Raw genomic sequence first — 16,044 nt, forward strand, 5'->3', positions numbered from 1 at the left:
GGGAATAGAGGTACTATGCCAACTTGGGTTAGGACATTGACAGGGATACCACTTTTACTGCTGCTGGGACTTCTGGCCCCCGACCCCCTACTGAGTCAAGGGGTTGAGGACAATAACTCGGGAGTCCGCATTGAACGCAACCGCGAGACCTCCCCTCGCAGTGAAGCCGATCGCTTACTTCAGGAAGGACGTAATCAACGAGATGAGGGCAATTATCGCGAGGCGATCGCCCTCTGGCAACAGGCCCTAGAGTTATACACGCAGATGTATGACTGGGGAGCGATGACCCAACTTTATACCCAGTTGGGGTCAGCCTATGCCCAGTTGAATAACTTAACCCAAGCCCAGCAGATGTTCGAGGCCCAGGTGTCCCTGACGCGACGGCGAGATAATCGGCGGGCCCTGATGGCGGGATTAAACAATTTGGGGACAGTGTTATTACGTCGCGGCCAGTTGGATGCCGCTCAAACTCGTTTTGATGAAGCCTTAGCCCTGGCCACCGAAGGCAATGTGATTCGGGTGTTGGGCTTAACTCACAGTAATTTGGGTCTACTCGCCGCCACTCGCGGCAATCACCGGGACGCCATCCCCCTCTATGAACGGGCCCTGCAATATCGCATTCAAGCCCGAGATGTTTCGGGCCAGGCGAATACCTTTAATCATCTTGGGGATGCCTATTGGGCTTTAGATGATTATGAGAATGCGATCGCCAACTATGGGGCGGCGTTGCGACAAGTGGAGGGGAGAGAGTCTCAGTTCGAGAATTACCTGCGGGCCGTTGATGGACTAGCTACGGCCCATCGCTCTGTGGGACGCTATCTGCGGGCCCAGGAACTCCTGGAAACTCGTCTCGAACGGGTCCGAGAACGGGGAGATGTACGGCAAGAAATGAGGAGTTTAGAGGCCCTGGCCGAACTGTATCTAGCAGCCGGAGAGCGAGAGGAGGCGATTCGCTTCTATAGTGGGGCGATCGCCCTCGCCGAACAGCTAGAGGACATCCGCGCCGTCTCTGCCTTGGAGAATGCCCTAAGCCCCCTCCTAATACGCCGCTAGAACAGCCCTAGAACCCGCACATCAGACCCTACTGAAAAGACCGACCGAAAGGAAATAGGGCTAGTTGAACCAGCTTAATATGTTGTTTGGCGAAGGGTAAACCGATGATGGTAATGGCCAAGATAGCGGCGTGAACCAAGTGTGAGATGGCAATCTCCCAACCAAATAGCAAAATCCAGATGACATTGAAGATGGTCTTGAGAGTGCTATTGGGGTTTTCATCTTCGACGATTTTGCGTCCGAAGGGGGTCATCGTCGCAAAACCGAGCTTAATCGCTTGCCATCCGAAGGGAATCCCGACAATGGTCAGACAAAGTCCGAGTCCACCGACGATATAGCCCAAGCCTGATAGCAAGCCGCCGAAAATTAGCCAGATAACGTTACCAATAAGGCTCATGATGGTTTGGGTTGAGGAAAGTTTGGCCTAAGCTCTTATTATAACCACCGATTTCCAGGAAACTCATTGATGGACGAGCAAACAGCCCGTAATTTCATCCTCGATCAGGGAATGGCGTTACAAGAGCGACGCAACCCCAATGCCTTCTTGATTTTATTGCAGCAGGGAAAGTCGCCGGTTCCTGGACAAATGACCTCGCTGTTACTGGCGTTAAAGATTCTCTATCAGTCCTTGGAGGGGGCGTCACACATTGATCGCCCTCTGGCCTATGCCCTCCACCGTCTGGCTCAGGATAGCCGCCATCATTTCGAGGAGGGCCGCCGTAAGCGGGTGGCCTGGTCTCCCCTCCTCATCTCCGATTTGGAACGCCTCGATCAGTTAGTCTCTAGTATTCTCTCGGGCCAATGGCAGGGATGATTAATCATCATCACCCATGGGCGACTGATAATAGGTGTCCTCCTCCTCCTCTCCCGGTTCCGGGTCATTCTCAACGGAGGGGGCTGGGGGGGGAGCCAGGGCCTCTAAGTCCGTTTGGACTGTGGGAATGTCATCGAGGAGAATCAGGGCGAGTTTGCCCAGAACTGGCTCTTCTCCATCTCGTTCGGTGAGTTCTAGCCAGTAGCCAAAGCGATCGCCCTGCCAGAGTTGACCGCGCCGTTTATCTTGCCCTCCGGGCCCCGTGGGGCTGACATAATCATAGATTAACTCGGCATTACGATAGTCTTGATAGAGATCCAGACCATAAACCCCTCGGACGGCTTCAATAAGTCGCTCGGAGGTGACCCCATTGTTGTAGTCCAAGACTTCGAGCCATTCACTGCGAATCCGCCTTTCTCCGACGCCTAAGCCGCGCTGGGTGGGGAGGGTTTTCGAGGCAACAAAGGTAAACCGTTGTCCGGGAACGTCACTGCGGCTAACTCGTAAACTTCCCCGTCGGCCGTCGGGAAGCAGGGGATTACTGTAAATCCAATTGGCCACCTCATCCACCGCTTCTCCCGGAAGAGACGAGCCGGGGCTAGGGGCCATCAGAACGAGGGCGATCGCCGTCCCAATCGCCGTCCCCATAGGTATCCTAAATAATGAGGAAAGGGGTCGCACGACGGCTTGTTTAACCATTACCAGGTGTTTTTCCATTGCTGAATTCGTGTGAACACACGTTCGGTTACGTGAGTGTCGTTAACATCAAACCATTCAATCTCAGGATAGGCGCGAAACCAGGTTCGTTGACGCTTGGCAAATTGGCACGTATGTAACGTGGTTTCGGCCATGGCCTCGTCCAAGGAGATCTCCCCTCGCCGGTAGCGTCCCATCTCGGCATAGCCCAAGGTCTGTAACAAGGGTAAATCATCACCATAGCGATCGCATAAGGCGTTGACTTCTTCGACCAGCCCCATCTCCACCATCTGCTGAGTTCGCCGGGCGATGCGATCGCGCAACAGGTCTGGATCAGCGTGCAGTCCTAGGTGTAAAATAGGATACTTGGGCGGCTGTTCTCCTTGTTGTTCTGACAAGGGACGACCGCTAACATAATAGACCTCCAAAGCCCGCAGGGTGCGGCTGGCATCATTGGGGTGAATCCGTTGACTGGCTGGCTCGTCCACCTGTTGCAGCAATTTGTAGCATTGCCGTTGACCGAGGGTCTGAAGCTGCGATCGCAACTCAGGCTGAGGGCTAATTGCTGGCATCCTTAAGCCTCGGGTGATGGACTTAATATAAAGTCCCGTTCCCCCGACCAACAGCGGCGGCGACTCAGGACAACTCTGGTGCTGCTGGGCAATTTGCCGTTGCGCCTGGCGTTGATACTGCCCCATGGTAAAGGTCTCGCGGGGGTCACAGCTATCAATAAAATAATGGGGAACCTGCTGCTGTTGCTCAAGACTCGGTTTCGCCGTCCCAATATCGAATTCCCGATACACCTGGCGTGAATCCGCACTGAGAATTACTGAGCCTAACCGCTGCGCTACGGCGATCGCCAACTGCGATTTTCCCGTTGCTGTCGCTCCACAAATCACGATTAGGCCGCTCACCAATTCTCTCCCCGCAAACTCAACAAATTTTAGTATATCCAACCCCCACCCTAATTTATCCCCAATTTGGTCTAAACGCGCCGTGAGCCATTTTGTGTTAAAATTTTGGTGATTTTTGTCGTTATTTAAAAAATCTAGGGGTTAAACCCCCTATACGTGTGGAGCAATTTGTCATGACTAGTAGCTACAGTGCCGATCAAATCCAAGTTCTCGAAGGGCTGGAGGCGGTTCGCAAGCGGCCGGGGATGTACATCGGCTCCACAGGTCCACGTGGCTTACATCACCTCGTGTATGAGGTAGTCGACAACGCCATCGATGAGGCCCTGGCTGGATACTGTACGCATATTGAAATTGATATCCACGCCGATGGCTCCGTTAGCGTTACCGACAACGGGCGCGGCATTCCCACCGATGTTCACTCCAAAACCGGACGCTCCGCCCTCGAAACGGTCATGACCGTTCTCCACGCCGGGGGAAAATTCGGCGGCGGTGGTTATAAAGTCTCCGGGGGTCTCCATGGGGTGGGTGTATCCGTCGTCAACGCCCTCTCCGAATGGGTAGAAGTCACCGTTTGGCGCGATAAAAAAATTCACCTGCAACGCTACGAACGAGGAAAGCCCGCCTCAGAGTTAACCTCGAAACCCAGCTCTGAGAAGCAACGCACCGGCACCTCAGTTCGTTTCCTCCCCGACCGTGATATCTTCGTCACCACCGGCATTGAGTTTGATTTTAATGCCATCGGCGCTCGGGTGCGAGAGTTAGCCTATCTCAACGCCGGAGTTCGCATTACCTTTACTGACTATCGCCTCGACTTGTTGGGCAAAGAGGAACCCCGGGTTGAAACCTATTTCTATGAGGGGGGGATTCGTGAATATATCCAATATATGAACCGCGACAAAGAACCCCTCCATGAGGAAATTATCTATGTGGAAGGGGAACGAGATGGCGTCGTGGTTGAAGCCGCCCTGCAATGGTCGGTGAATGCTTACAGTGACTCTCTCCTTGGCTTTGCTAACAACATTCGTACGGTGGATGGGGGGACCCACCTCGAAGGTCTCAAATCAGTCCTCACCCGGACCATGAACGTCACCGCCCGCAAACGCAACAAACTCAAGGACAATCAGCCCAATCTTGGCGGCGAGAACATCCGGGAGGGCTTGACGGGGATTATTTCTGTGAAAGTCCCTGATCCTGAATTTGAGGGACAAACCAAAACCAAGTTAGGTAATCCCGAAGTACGGGGAATTGTGGATTCTCTGGTGGGAGAAGTGCTGACGGAATATCTGGAGTTTCGTCCCCATGTGGCCGATGCCATTTTAGAGAAAGCCATTCAGGCCTTCAACGCCGCCGAAGCCGCCCGCCGGGCCCGGGAGTTGGTCCGTCGTAAGTCAGTATTGGAATCCTCCACCCTACCGGGGAAACTCGCCGATTGCAGTTCCAAAGACCCCTCAGAGTCTGAGATTTTCATTGTGGAGGGGGATTCCGCTGGAGGGAGTGCCAAACAAGGACGCGATCGCCGTTTCCAAGCTATTTTGCCCCTGCGCGGTAAAATCCTCAACATCGAAAAAACGGACGATGCCAAGATTTACAAGAATAATGAGGTGCAATCTCTAATTGCTGCGTTGGGATTAGGGATTAAAGGGGAAGACTTTGAGGTATCCCAGTTACGCTATCACCGCATTATCCTCATGACTGACGCTGATGTGGATGGGGCCCACATTCGTACATTGCTCTTAACCTTCTTCTATCGTTATCAGCGCGACATGGTGGAACAGGGCTTTGTCTACATTGCCTGTCCGCCCCTATATAAGGTTGAACGGGGTCGCAGTCATCACTATTGTTACAGCGATCGCGAACTCCAGCGCCATCTCAACGAACTCCCCAGCAATGCCAATTACAACATCCAACGCTTTAAGGGCTTAGGGGAGATGATGCCTACCCAACTCTGGGATACCACGATGAACCCAGAAAGTCGCTTATTAAAGCGGGTGGAAATTGAGGATGCGGTAGAAGCCGATCGCATCTTTACGGTTCTCATGGGGGATAAAGTCGCCCCTCGCCGAGAATTCATCGAAACAGAAGGGCCAAAACTGAATCTCACCGATTTAGACATCTAATTTCAGAGGGAACAGGGAACAGGGAACAGGGAACAGGGAACAGGGAACAGCAGGCAAGAGGCAAGAGGCAAGAGGGGGAATCCATCTCTGTTTTTCCGACCTGTCCTCTGTGACTCTCTAGTTCTCTACCGCTTACTGCCTACTGCCTGCTGCCTCCTCCTCCCTTCTTTTACCCAAAAAACGCCCCGATGAGAGTGATCTCATCGGGGCGTATGCGTAATCTCAATCTGGTCTAGAGAAGAGATTGGGGTGAAACGACTATTCGCCTAAGTGGTTGCGTTGATAGACATCGAGGCCATAAGCCGGGACGCGATCTCGATAGTCGGTTTTCTGTCCGGTGAAGGCTTCGGCGAAGCGATCGAATCCTTCTGAGTTCCAATTGCGCTCGTGGATGGGCTTGGTTTGCTCCCCACGGAAGTAGGCTTGGGTTCCGAGTACAGCGGCTGCGACCCAGCCGGTGAATAGTAAGGCAATGATAAACAAAGTCATATTGAGTTCTCCTATGTCGGTTTCTTTCTGCGTTCTGTAAACCATCATAACATTTTGTAAAACTTTGTAAAGTTCGCTTGACGAAATAAGAGTCGTAATATCCGTACAGCTAAGACCGGTTCCCTGACCAGACCCCCGTAAGACAGCCGTCTGAGATACAGGAATATAATTGATGGTTTTGTCCTTATTTTTGTCATACTTTCTGGTAATATATGTATATGTATCAATGAAGCGCCATGACTCCAACCTCTCCCTCCTCCACTCCCCGCCCGAGTGATTGTCGTTTAATCGAGATTCCCCCAGAAGCCCTCAACGATATTGCCGAATTCTTCAAGACCCTGTCCGAGGTGAGTCGCCTGCAAATCGTCTGTAGCCTCAAGGCGGGCGAGAAAAACGTCTCGGAGATTATCGAAGCCACAGAATTGGGACAGGCTAACGTCTCCAAGCATTTGCGAATTTTGGCCCAGGCGGGACTCGTCACCCGTCGCCAACAGGGGGTTCACGTCTATTACCGTATTGCCAATCCTGTGGTCTTCTCCCTCTGTGAGTTAGCCTGTGATGTCCTGACGCTACAGCTAGAACAGCAAAGCCAATCCTTTGCTGCTATGAAGCGATTGAAAAATTCCTTTTAAATTTCAGTCAGCAATGCTATCATATAACCAGTCAATTAGATACGAGAAGAGAGTGCCCTAAACGTCAAGTCGTCACTCTCCGCCCTTATTCCTCTCAACCCACCTACCACAATGCTATTCCGCCAACTTTTCGACCCAGAGACCTCCACCTACACCTACCTGATTGCCGATGAGGAGACTCGCGACGCTATCCTCGTCGACCCGGTTCTCGAACAACTCGAACGGGATCTGCAACTCCTCAAAGAACTGAACTTGAAGCTATGCTATGGCTTAGAAACCCATGTTCATGCCGACCACATCACGGCGACGGGGAAACTGCGAGAACGAACTGGCTGTCAGGGAATCGTCCCCGAAAATGCCCAGGCCGACTGTGCCGATCGCTTCATTAAGGATGGAGAGGAGTTGGTCTTAGGTGGGGTCAACATTCGGGCGATCGCCAGTTTAGGCCATACCGATAGCCACATGGCCTATCTGGTGAATGGAACCCATCTCCTCACAGGGGATTCCCTCTTGATTCGCGGCTGTGGACGGACAGACTTCCAAAGTGGTGATGCCGGAACCCTCTATGATGTGGTCACGGAACGGTTTTTCACCCTGCCTGAGAATACCCTCGTCTATCCAGGCCATGATTACCGAGGTCAGACCGTTTCCACCATTGGCGAAGAAAAACGCCATAATCCTCGCTTTGCGGGCCGCGATCGCGCCGAGTTCATCGAACTGATGGCCAACCTCAATCTCCCCAACCCCAAGAAAATCGCCGAAGCGGTTCCAGCGAACCAACGCTGCGGGAATGTGCCTGCCTAACCGATGGATATTACTTGGATTATTGGACATATCCTGGCCGTCGGGATTGGCGTTAGTTTAGGACTGCTCGGGGGCGGTGGTTCCATTCTGGCCGTTCCCATCCTCGTCTATGTGATGGGCCGATCGCCCCGAGAGGCGATCGCCGCCAGTCTCTTTATCGTAGGGGTCGTGAGTCTCATAGGACTGATTCCCCATGCCAAAGCCGGTCACGTCAGTCTCAAACTCGCATTAACCTTCGCCCCAGCCGCCATGGTGGGGGCCTATGCTGGGGCGAGACTGGTGGAACTGCCCTTTATTAGTGACACCATCCAACTGGTGGCCTTCGGAATCGTCATGTTCCTGGCCAGCATTCTTATGATTCGCAAAAAACGGGATGCTGCTCCCCCCCAAGCTGCGAGCCATATCGCCCCCAAATCCCCATCTTTGGGTAAAGTGCTGCTGATTCCCCTAGAGGGGCTTTTCGTAGGGGTCATTACCGGCTTTGTAGGGGTTGGCGGCGGCTTTGCCATTATCCCCGCCCTCGTCTTACTGGGGGGAACGCCCATGAAGGAGGCCATTGGCACCTCCTTACTGATTATTGCCCTGAAATCTGCCACCGCCTTTTGGGGCTACCTCGGTCAAGTCTCCTTGGATTGGTCCATCATCCTTTCCTTTACCCTGGCTGCTAGTCTCGGGACCTATGGCGGGGCAGTGTTAAGCCGTCGCATTGATGCGTCTCATCTCCAGAAGGCCTTTGGCTATTTTGTCTTAGCCGTCTCGATTTTTGTCTTAATTCAACGGTAAGCAGAGGCCAGCGGGGACAGGTTACCTCAATTTTAGGCGAATCTCCTCTAATAAGCCCTCACAGGCATCGAGAAGTAAGTCAATGACCCGATCAAAACCCTCTGCTCCCCCGTAATAGGGGTCTGGAACCTCCTTGAGCTGATGATGACGGCAAAAATCACACATCATCCGCACGCGATCGTCATACTGTCCGTGACGATCTAGGGCCATGATTCCGGCATAATTATCCCGATCCATGGCTAGAATCAGGTCAAACTGGTCAAAATCTGCGGGAATAAACTGGCGAGCTTGTCCCACTAACTCGATGCCCCGTTTTTTAGCCGCCGATCGCATCCGAGCATCGGGAGAACTCCCAATGTGATAACTTGACGTTCCGGCTGAGTCACAGATAATTTGCTCCTCCAGCCCCGCCTCAGCCACTAAGTGACGCATGATGTTTTCCGCCGAGGGCGATCGGCAAATGTTGCCCAAACAAACAAACAGTAAACGATATGCCATAGTGCTTTTAGTGTCAGATCACAGTCCCAAGACGGGACCAGGAACCCAGTAATAAAACCCAGCAATAACAAAGCCTGCACTCGCAGGCTTTGGGGGTCTTAGACCGTGTTGTAATTACATACCCGGCAGATTCAGACCACCAGTGAGTTCTTCCATCTTCTCCCGCATGGTTGCTGTGGATTTACCATAGGCATCCTGCATGGCTTCGGTTACCAAGCGCGAGACGGCTTCAGATCCCTGGTCTAGAGCCGCTTGAGAGACCTCTGCTCCCCGAGGTTCTTGGTTACCGCTGAGGACTACCGTCACCGTCCCATCACTGGACTGGCCAGGGATTTCCAGCATATCGAGTTCTTCCTGAAGACGTTTGGCCCCTTCTTGAACCTCCTGTGCTTTCTGGAAGGCGGCGGCAAGTTCTTTCATCTTGCCCAAGCCAAATCCAAATCCTTGTCCTTGTTGTTTAGCCATCGTGCTTAAAACTCTCGCGTCAAATTAATTACAAGTACGACCCATTGTGCCATCGCAGCGTCCTTGTCACCAAAGATCACTCACATCCTGGGAAAACTCCCCGAGCAGTTTCACCTCGGTTTGCAGTTCAACATCCCAGCGATGGCGAACCATCTCCCGTACATGACGGATGACGGCGATCGCATCCTGAGTCGTTCCCCGACCACTGTTGAGAATGAAATTAGCATGTTCATTGGCCACATGGACTCCTCCCACACAATACCCCTTCAACCCCGCTTGTTCAATCAACCAACCAGCAGCTTGAGGTTTGGGATTGCGGAAGACACTCCCACAACTAGGACGGTGATAGGGTTGGGTTCCGTGGCGTTGTTTCAGATGCTTGTCCGTCCGTAGCCGCACTCGCGCTGGGTCTTCTCCGGCTTGGAGTTGTAGGGTTGCCCCGAGAACCAAACGAGAACTCCCTTGCAGACAAGAGGTTCGGTAACTATAGCCGAGGGCATTTCGGGGTAGGGTCACCACCTGACCATCGGTTTCTAAGACCTCCACCTCCAGCACATTATCGGCCAAACAACTGCGGTGAGCGCCGGCATTCATAACAACCGCTCCGCCAACGGTTCCCGGGATACCCACGGCCCACTCGAAACCACTTAACCCATGACTCGCTAACTCCCAGGCCAGTTTGGGCAACGGGAAACCGGCGGCGACCCTCACCGTTCCTGAGACATCATCGAGATGATACTCCCGTAAATAGCGGGTGCTGACCACTAAGCCCGAGATGCCGCGATCGCCAATCAGTAGATTCGAGCCGGCCCCGAGAAAGGTAATCGGGAACCCTTCTGAGTTGGCCCAAGTCAAGGCAGCATAGAGGTCATCGAGATGCCGTGGGGCCATGTACCACTGAGCGGCTCCTCCGACGCGCAGGGTGGTCATCTTAGCCAGGGGGATTTGGGGATACAGCGGGCATTTCGCACCTAGAATATGAATCGGCCTGCGATCGGGCGAGTCCATTGATAGGGGAGGGCTTGAATGGGAAAACATTATCATCGCTCAGAGATAGCTAGGAACGGGAAGACTGCATGTGATCATGCTTATGTTCTACCTGGCGATGCCAGTCTAGTAAATCCGGGACAATCTGATTGAGATCACCAGCACCCAAAAATAACGCTAAGTCCCCCGGTTGCAAAAAGTCCTGGAGGAAGGTTTTCAGTTCAGACAGGGTTGGCTGAACATGGACGGCATCGTGATGTTCGGCAATGGCGGCAGCCAGATGGCTACTGCTGACTCCAGGAATCGGGGTTTCACCTGCACTGTAAACCGGAGCAATCACCACTGCATCCGCATCGCGGAAAGCAGCAGCAAACTCACGAATGAAGGTTTGGGTTCGACTATAGCGATGGGGCTGAAAAATTGCCACCAACCGACGACTCGGAGAATCGGGTCCCTCAACCTGCAAACGGGCTGCTGAGAGGGTGGCAGCAATTTCACTGGGATGATGGGCGTAATCGTCAATAAAGCGAATCTTATTGGCAACACCGAGCAATTCAAAGCGACGCCGGGCGCCCTCAAAGCTATGGAGAGCTTGGGCGATAATGGGAAAGTCCAGTCCGAGGGAGCGGCCGACGGCGATCGCCGCCAGGGCATTACTGAGGTTATGAGTTCCTAACAGAGCGAGATGGAGTTCCCCCAGACAGGTTCCCCGTTCCCAGATTTGGGCTTGAGTTCCTTCGGCGGACACGTTGACGGCATCGGCGGTGTAGTCTGCCCCTCGTTCGGGGTCTAAGCTGTAGGTGATGTCCGGCTTAAGGCGATCTCGGACCACATCACAATCAATACAGCCAACTGTAGTTTGACAGCGTTGGGCAAAGGTGCGAAAAATGCCGGTGACTTCTTCGAGGCTTTGGTAGCGATCGGGGTGATCCAGTTCAATGTTGGTAATAATCCCTAACTGGGATTCAAACTTAACCAAAGAGCCATCGGACTCATCGGCTTCTGCCACGAGATAGGGACTGTTGCCTAGACGGGCATTCCCAGACCAGGCTTCGACTTCCCCGCCCACAACAATCGTAGGATCGAGTCCAGCTTGTAAGAGTAGATAGCCGATTAAACTGCTCGTGGTCGTTTTACCGTGGGTTCCGGCAACAGCGATACTATGGTGGGTTTGGATAAGGGCCGCCAAAACATCGGAACGGTGAAAAATTGGGCAGCCCAGAGCTACTGCTGCCTGGTACTCTCCATTGTTCGGATTGATGGCTGTCGAGCAGATCACCTGGGGGAGTTCTTGAGGGGCGATCGCCGCACCACTGGGTTCATGTAGCTGGCCCGTCCCGGTTCCAGAGGATGGGGATTTAGGCGTAGCGGTGAAGACCTCCAGATTTTTAGCTTCCTGTTCCCAGAAAATATGAACACCCAGCTTCTGTAATCGCTGGGTAATATGATTAGACTTTAAATCTGAACCATAGACGGGAAGCTGGCGCTTCGCTAAAACATATGCTAGAGCAGACATGCCAATTCCACCGATGCCGATGAAATGAAATGGCTTGCCGCTGAAATCAACAGAATCCGGCATTTTCGCTCCTAACACACCACACCGTACCGATAACACGCGACATCATATCAGGTATTGTTATTTTGCGATACGACTTTGGACAAATTGAACAGCATTCATCTTACCCACATCGGCAGAGGATGGTTAAGGGATCTGTCACCTCAATCTTGATGCCTTCTAATGGATTTATCCATGATTGAGCTTGACCTCTCGGGTTGAGGGCTATCATATCTCCTCATGCGCCAGACCCCAAATCCCACTCGTTCACCGAGGTTGGCCGAGTACCCGAGATCCCTCGAAGGGACTACCCCATTTGCAATGGCCGCCAGGGGCAGTCTGTGAACTAGCGTTCAGGGACTGCCTGGGTGAATCCGCACAATTTTTCGAACTCGTGATTCGCGGTGATAACACTCAACGCCGTGAGGATACAGCCAAAGCCTAACTTGGGGAGTCTTGGACATCCCCAGTTCGTTCTGACAAAAATGATCAGGAAACGGACAGGCTTTGCGATATGATTAGAGGCGCTACCTGAACTTGCCAGAGTGCCACCACCATGCCTTAAAAGGCAAGGGGTTGGAGAATGGTGAGGAGAGCAGATAGGATAGCAGACAAACCCAATAATCATGTTGTGTTGGGTCGGTAGATGTAGGTCAGAGTCACCGAACTGCGTCACGAAAATTTCATAACGACTTGTTGACCCCATGCACTCAGATGCAGTGTAACGATGGGATATCAACGTAGATTCAAAACTGCCTGTGGAGGCGATCAAACGCGAGACACCAGCCGTCTGCCTAAACAGACCCCGGCTTGCTCTCCCGTCTGGATTCGTTCTCAACGAGGCAGGAGACTCAGTCTGTCAAGATTGAAAATCTGTGAACGAGCATTATAGCTCGATTGTAACGTCAAGCCCGTTTATCGATTTGGTGGGCGATCGCTGTTAGGAGGAAACAAGGTGATTAGAGTAGCAATTAATGGTTTTGGACGTATTGGACGCAACTTTTTGCGTTGCTGGCTAACCCGTGAAAATACCGGGTTGGAAATTGTGGGGGTCAACGACACCTCCGACCCGAAAACCAATGCGCACTTGCTCAAGTATGACACCATGCTGGGCAAATTAGACGCAGAGGTCAGTTCAGATAGTAATTCGATTATTGTCAATGGCAAGACGATTAAATGCGTCAGCGATCGCAATCCCCTCAATCTGCCCTGGAAGGAGTGGGACATTGACCTAGTGGTGGAATCCACTGGAGTCTTCGTAACGGAAGAAGGAGCCTCCAAGCACTTGCAAGCTGGAGCCAAAAAGGTTCTCATCACCGCCCCGGGTAAAGGCGGCGCAATTGGCACCTATGTTATGGGGGTCAACCACGAAACCTATACGCACGATGCCTACAACGTGGTGAGCAACGCCAGTTGTACCACCAACTGCTTAGCTCCCATTGTCAAGGTGTTGCACGAGAACTTCGGCATCATCAAAGGCACCATGACCACCACCCACAGCTACACCGGTGACCAACGGCTACTCGATGCCAGTCACCGGGATGTGCGTCGTGCTCGTGCAGCGGCTATGAACATTGTCCCCACCTCCACCGGTGCAGCCAAAGCCGTGGCCCTGGTCATTCCGGAAATGAAAGGGAAACTCAACGGGATTGCGCTACGGGTTCCCACCCCCAACGTATCTGTGGTGGACCTTGTGGCTCAAGTTGAGCGTAAAACCTTCACTGAGCAATTAAACGAAGTGCTCCATAGTGCGGCCAATGGTCACATGAAAGGCATCCTAGGCTACAGTGACGAACCGCTCGTCTCGACTGACTACAAGGGAGCCAACGAGTCCTCCGTCGTCGATTCCAGCCTCACCTTAGTCATGGATGGAGATCTCATTAAAGTTGTTGCCTGGTATGACAACGAATGGGGCTACAGCCAACGGGTGGTTGACTTGGCTGAACTGGTTGCCGAGAAATGGGTTGGCTAGTCACCGCGAAGGTTTGAGGCTCGTTAGGATGCCTTAGACTGATCGATCAGACTGCTAAAATAATATCCCCACGAAGCAGAGGCGGCCATTTAGGTCGCCTCTTCTATCATGGGGGACAGTTCCTTCTGCGGACAAGGATAATGAATCCCATAAATTTGTTTTTCCCAATTCAGACCAGTGGTGACATCAAGCCTCTGTCGCTGCCTTACCTGGGCCAAGTCCTAAGTCCCACGGACGATCCCGTTGCCATCTTCCTGATTATTCTGGCCATCATGTTGGTGGCGCCGCTTTTATTTGAGCGGTTCAAAATGCCCGGTATTATTGGACTTATTTTAGCGGGGGTTGCCGTTGGTCCCCACGGTTTAGGAGTTCTCGAACTCGACAGTACCATCGACCTCTTAGGGACAGTAGGCTTATTATTTTTAATGTTTTTAGGAGGATTAGAAACTAGCCTAGAAGATTTACGGCAGAATGCCAAAGGCGCGATTACCTTTGGCTTGGCGACATTCTTATTGCCCATGGTAATTGGAACGGCTGCCATCCTCATGCTGGACTATTCTCTACTAGCTGCCATCCTGATTGCTTCAACCTTTTCCTCTCATACCTTGGTTGCCCTACCAGTGTTGAATCGGCTGGGAATCATGAGGTCGCGGGTGGTCACCTCGACCCTTGGGGCAACTCTGATTACCAATATTTTAGCCCTACTGGTCTTAGCCGTTGTGGTGCGCGCTGAAGAGGGAGAACTAACTCTGGAATTTTGGTTATTTTTAATTCCCTCCCTGATTATTTATACCTTTGCAACCTTATGGGGAATCCCCAAACTGGGCCGTTGGTTTTTTATTAAGTTTGGCCATGATGATCGAGCCGAATTTATGTTTGTTTTAGCGGCTTTATTTGTGGTGTCCTATTTAGCCAACTTAATCCAAATTGAACCGATTGTCGGAGCCTTTTTAGCCGGGGTTGCTATTACTCCCCTAGTCCCTCAACTGAGTCCACTGATGAATCGGATTCAGTTTATCGGCAATACCCTATTTGTGCCGTTTTTCCTGATTTCCGTCGGGATGTTAGTGGACCCGATGATTTTGATCGAAGAACCCGAAGCCTTGCTAGTGGCGGCGGTCATGGTCGGAGCGGAGGCTATGAGTAAATTTGCAGCAGCTTGGGGAAGCGGCTGGTTTTTAAAATGGTCTGGCCCCGGTCGTATGGTCGGGTTTGGCTTATCCATCGCTCAGGCCGCCTCGACCCTAGCGGCGGCAACGGTGGCCCTGGATATTGGCTTAGTGGATGAGGTAACTATCAATGGGGTAATCCTGATGATTTTGATTACCTGTGTTGCCTCTCCCTGGATTACCGCTCGCTGGGGGGCACAATTGGATACACCTCAAGCCCAGTCGTCAGAACATAGCGAGGAAGATCGTGCACAAGACGGATGGGGGGCAAGAATTTTAGTGCCGGTGGCCAACCCCAATACAGAAGATCGACTGCTGCAATTGGCGATTATCTTGGCCAAGCGCAAAGAAGGCACCCTACTGCCGCTGCATGTTTTATCCGATCGCGGGGGACCTGTGTCCTCGGCGGCACGGGAGGGACAAAAACAGCTCTTAAGTACCGCCGAGATGATTGCTCATGGAGCGGTGACGGCAGTGGAAACCATCGGGCGGGTGGATGATTCCATCGATTGGGGGATTCTGCGAGTTGCCCAGGAGCGCAATGCCAGTCTCGTCATTTGTGGGTGGAAAGGCTATTCGACCTATCGCGAGAATTTCTTTGGCAGTGTCATCGATAATGTGGTTCGTCAATCCCACGTTCCGGTGTTGGTCGCCCGCTTTCCCAAACCTTTGGAAAATATACAACGGGTGCGATTAGCGGTCACTGATGCTCAGGTCGCCTCACCTCTGTTTCGACCCACCTTGAGGTTGGCGCAGTCGGTGGCCAACGAGTTGAAAAGTGATTTAGCGATTCTACAGGTGCTTCCGAGTCGGGCAGAAGCACCACGGGTGGACTTATCTGAGCGTGAGCCGGAGGTGGAGTTGGAGGTCACCCGTGGCGGCTTAGTGGTTCAGGTGATTACGGTCTTAGAACCGAACGATTTGTTAGTGCTGATTGCCGGGAAAAATCGGGCCGGTGGTCCGGCGTTAGGCCGTGCGGCGGAAACCATCGCCCGCAGTCAACCGAAGTCCTCTATGTTGATTCTTCATTTTCCCGATGAGACGGACAACAGTTAAGTTGCGAGGGTTGCCGAGGGAAGGGGCCTGGAATCTCTGG

Annotated in this window: 16 protein-coding genes; 8 read left to right on the top strand and 8 right to left on the bottom strand. The window is 52.6% G+C overall.

All coding sequences use genetic code 11. From position 1 onward, the window contains the following. Nucleotides 1–15: 15 nt before the first annotated feature. On the top strand, nt 16–1,053 hold the full coding sequence (locus tag L855_RS14180) for a tetratricopeptide repeat protein (protein WP_159789060.1): 1,038 nt from the start codon (nt 16–18) through the stop codon (nt 1,051–1,053). A 28-nt stretch (nt 1,054–1,081) separates the two neighbouring features. On the opposite strand, the gene L855_RS14185 is transcribed toward L855_RS14180, so the two are convergent. Beyond that, nucleotides 1,082–1,450: a YccF domain-containing protein gene (locus tag L855_RS14185; RefSeq protein ID WP_159789062.1), complete on the bottom strand. Its 369-nt coding sequence runs from the start codon at nt 1,448–1,450 to the stop codon at nt 1,082–1,084. Nucleotides 1,451–1,519: 69 nt separating this feature from the next. Here L855_RS14185 and L855_RS14190 point away from each other — a divergent pair, with 69 nt between their 5' ends. Then, complete coding sequence (locus tag L855_RS14190) at nt 1,520–1,867, top strand: Dethiobiotin synthetase (RefSeq protein WP_159789064.1); 348 nt, start codon at nt 1,520–1,522, stop codon at nt 1,865–1,867. Here the strand turns inward: L855_RS14190 and L855_RS14195 are convergent, their stop codons facing one another. Both L855_RS14195 and miaA read right to left on the bottom strand, forming a co-directional pair. After that, a complete protein-coding gene (locus tag L855_RS14195) occupies nt 1,868–2,515 on the bottom strand; it encodes a hypothetical protein (protein WP_159789066.1) in 648 nt (215 codons plus the stop codon). It lies immediately after the preceding gene. 50 nt (nt 2,516–2,565) lie between these two features. Next, nucleotides 2,566–3,477: a tRNA (adenosine(37)-N6)-dimethylallyltransferase MiaA gene (gene miaA / locus L855_RS14200; protein WP_159789068.1), complete on the bottom strand. Its 912-nt coding sequence runs from the start codon at nt 3,475–3,477 to the stop codon at nt 2,566–2,568. A 173-nt stretch (nt 3,478–3,650) separates the two neighbouring features. Here miaA and gyrB point away from each other — a divergent pair, with 173 nt between their 5' ends. Next, on the top strand, nt 3,651–5,594 hold the full coding sequence (gene gyrB / locus L855_RS14205) for a DNA topoisomerase (ATP-hydrolyzing) subunit B (protein WP_159789070.1): 1,944 nt from the start codon (nt 3,651–3,653) through the stop codon (nt 5,592–5,594). 258 nt (nt 5,595–5,852) lie between these two features. On the opposite strand, the gene L855_RS14210 is transcribed toward gyrB, so the two are convergent. Continuing rightward, the gene (locus tag L855_RS14210) at nt 5,853–6,083 is read right to left on the bottom strand and encodes a photosystem II protein, Psb35-related (protein WP_159789072.1); all 231 of its coding nucleotides are present in this window, start codon (nt 6,081–6,083) and stop codon (nt 5,853–5,855) included. 236 nt (nt 6,084–6,319) lie between these two features. On the opposite strand from L855_RS14210, the gene L855_RS14215 reads away from it, so the two are divergent. From L855_RS14215 to L855_RS14225, 3 genes are all read left to right on the top strand, one after another. Next, nucleotides 6,320–6,715, top strand: a complete 396-nt coding sequence (locus tag L855_RS14215; protein ID WP_159789074.1) for an ArsR/SmtB family transcription factor — start codon at nt 6,320–6,322, stop codon at nt 6,713–6,715. Between the two features lie 111 nt (nt 6,716–6,826). Continuing rightward, nucleotides 6,827–7,519, top strand: a complete 693-nt coding sequence (locus L855_RS14220; RefSeq protein WP_159789076.1) for an MBL fold metallo-hydrolase — start codon at nt 6,827–6,829, stop codon at nt 7,517–7,519. 3 nt (nt 7,520–7,522) lie between these two features. Further along, nucleotides 7,523–8,302 (top strand): sulfite exporter TauE/SafE family protein, encoded by a 780-nt coding sequence (locus L855_RS14225; RefSeq protein ID WP_159789078.1) that lies wholly within the window; start codon nt 7,523–7,525, stop codon nt 8,300–8,302. Between the two features lie 21 nt (nt 8,303–8,323). Here the strand turns inward: L855_RS14225 and L855_RS14230 are convergent, their stop codons facing one another. The 4 genes from L855_RS14230 to murC form a co-directional block, all read right to left on the bottom strand. Next, a complete protein-coding gene (locus L855_RS14230) occupies nt 8,324–8,800 on the bottom strand; it encodes a low molecular weight protein-tyrosine-phosphatase (protein ID WP_159789080.1) in 477 nt (158 codons plus the stop codon). A 114-nt stretch (nt 8,801–8,914) separates the two neighbouring features. Continuing rightward, nucleotides 8,915–9,265, bottom strand: a complete 351-nt coding sequence (locus L855_RS14235; RefSeq protein ID WP_159789082.1) for a YbaB/EbfC family nucleoid-associated protein — start codon at nt 9,263–9,265, stop codon at nt 8,915–8,917. A gap of 66 nt (nt 9,266–9,331) precedes the next feature. Continuing rightward, on the bottom strand, nt 9,332–10,309 hold the full coding sequence (gene murB / locus L855_RS14240; protein ID WP_159789084.1) for a UDP-N-acetylmuramate dehydrogenase: 978 nt from the start codon (nt 10,307–10,309) through the stop codon (nt 9,332–9,334). 13 nt (nt 10,310–10,322) lie between these two features. Further along, on the bottom strand, nt 10,323–11,831 hold the full coding sequence (murC, locus tag L855_RS14245) for a UDP-N-acetylmuramate--L-alanine ligase (protein ID WP_159789086.1): 1,509 nt from the start codon (nt 11,829–11,831) through the stop codon (nt 10,323–10,325). Between the two features lie 931 nt (nt 11,832–12,762). Between murC and L855_RS14250 the strand changes: the two genes are divergently transcribed. After that, nucleotides 12,763–13,779, top strand: a complete 1,017-nt coding sequence (locus L855_RS14250) for a type I glyceraldehyde-3-phosphate dehydrogenase (RefSeq protein WP_159789088.1) — start codon at nt 12,763–12,765, stop codon at nt 13,777–13,779. Nucleotides 13,780–13,919: 140 nt separating this feature from the next. Beyond that, nucleotides 13,920–16,004, top strand: a complete 2,085-nt coding sequence (locus tag L855_RS14255) for a cation:proton antiporter domain-containing protein (protein WP_159789090.1) — start codon at nt 13,920–13,922, stop codon at nt 16,002–16,004. Nucleotides 16,005–16,044 lie beyond the last annotated feature (40 nt).

It is taken from the genome of Sodalinema gerasimenkoae IPPAS B-353, from assembly GCF_009846485.1.
Classification (GTDB): domain Bacteria; phylum Cyanobacteriota; class Cyanobacteriia; order Cyanobacteriales; family Geitlerinemataceae; genus Sodalinema; species Sodalinema gerasimenkoae.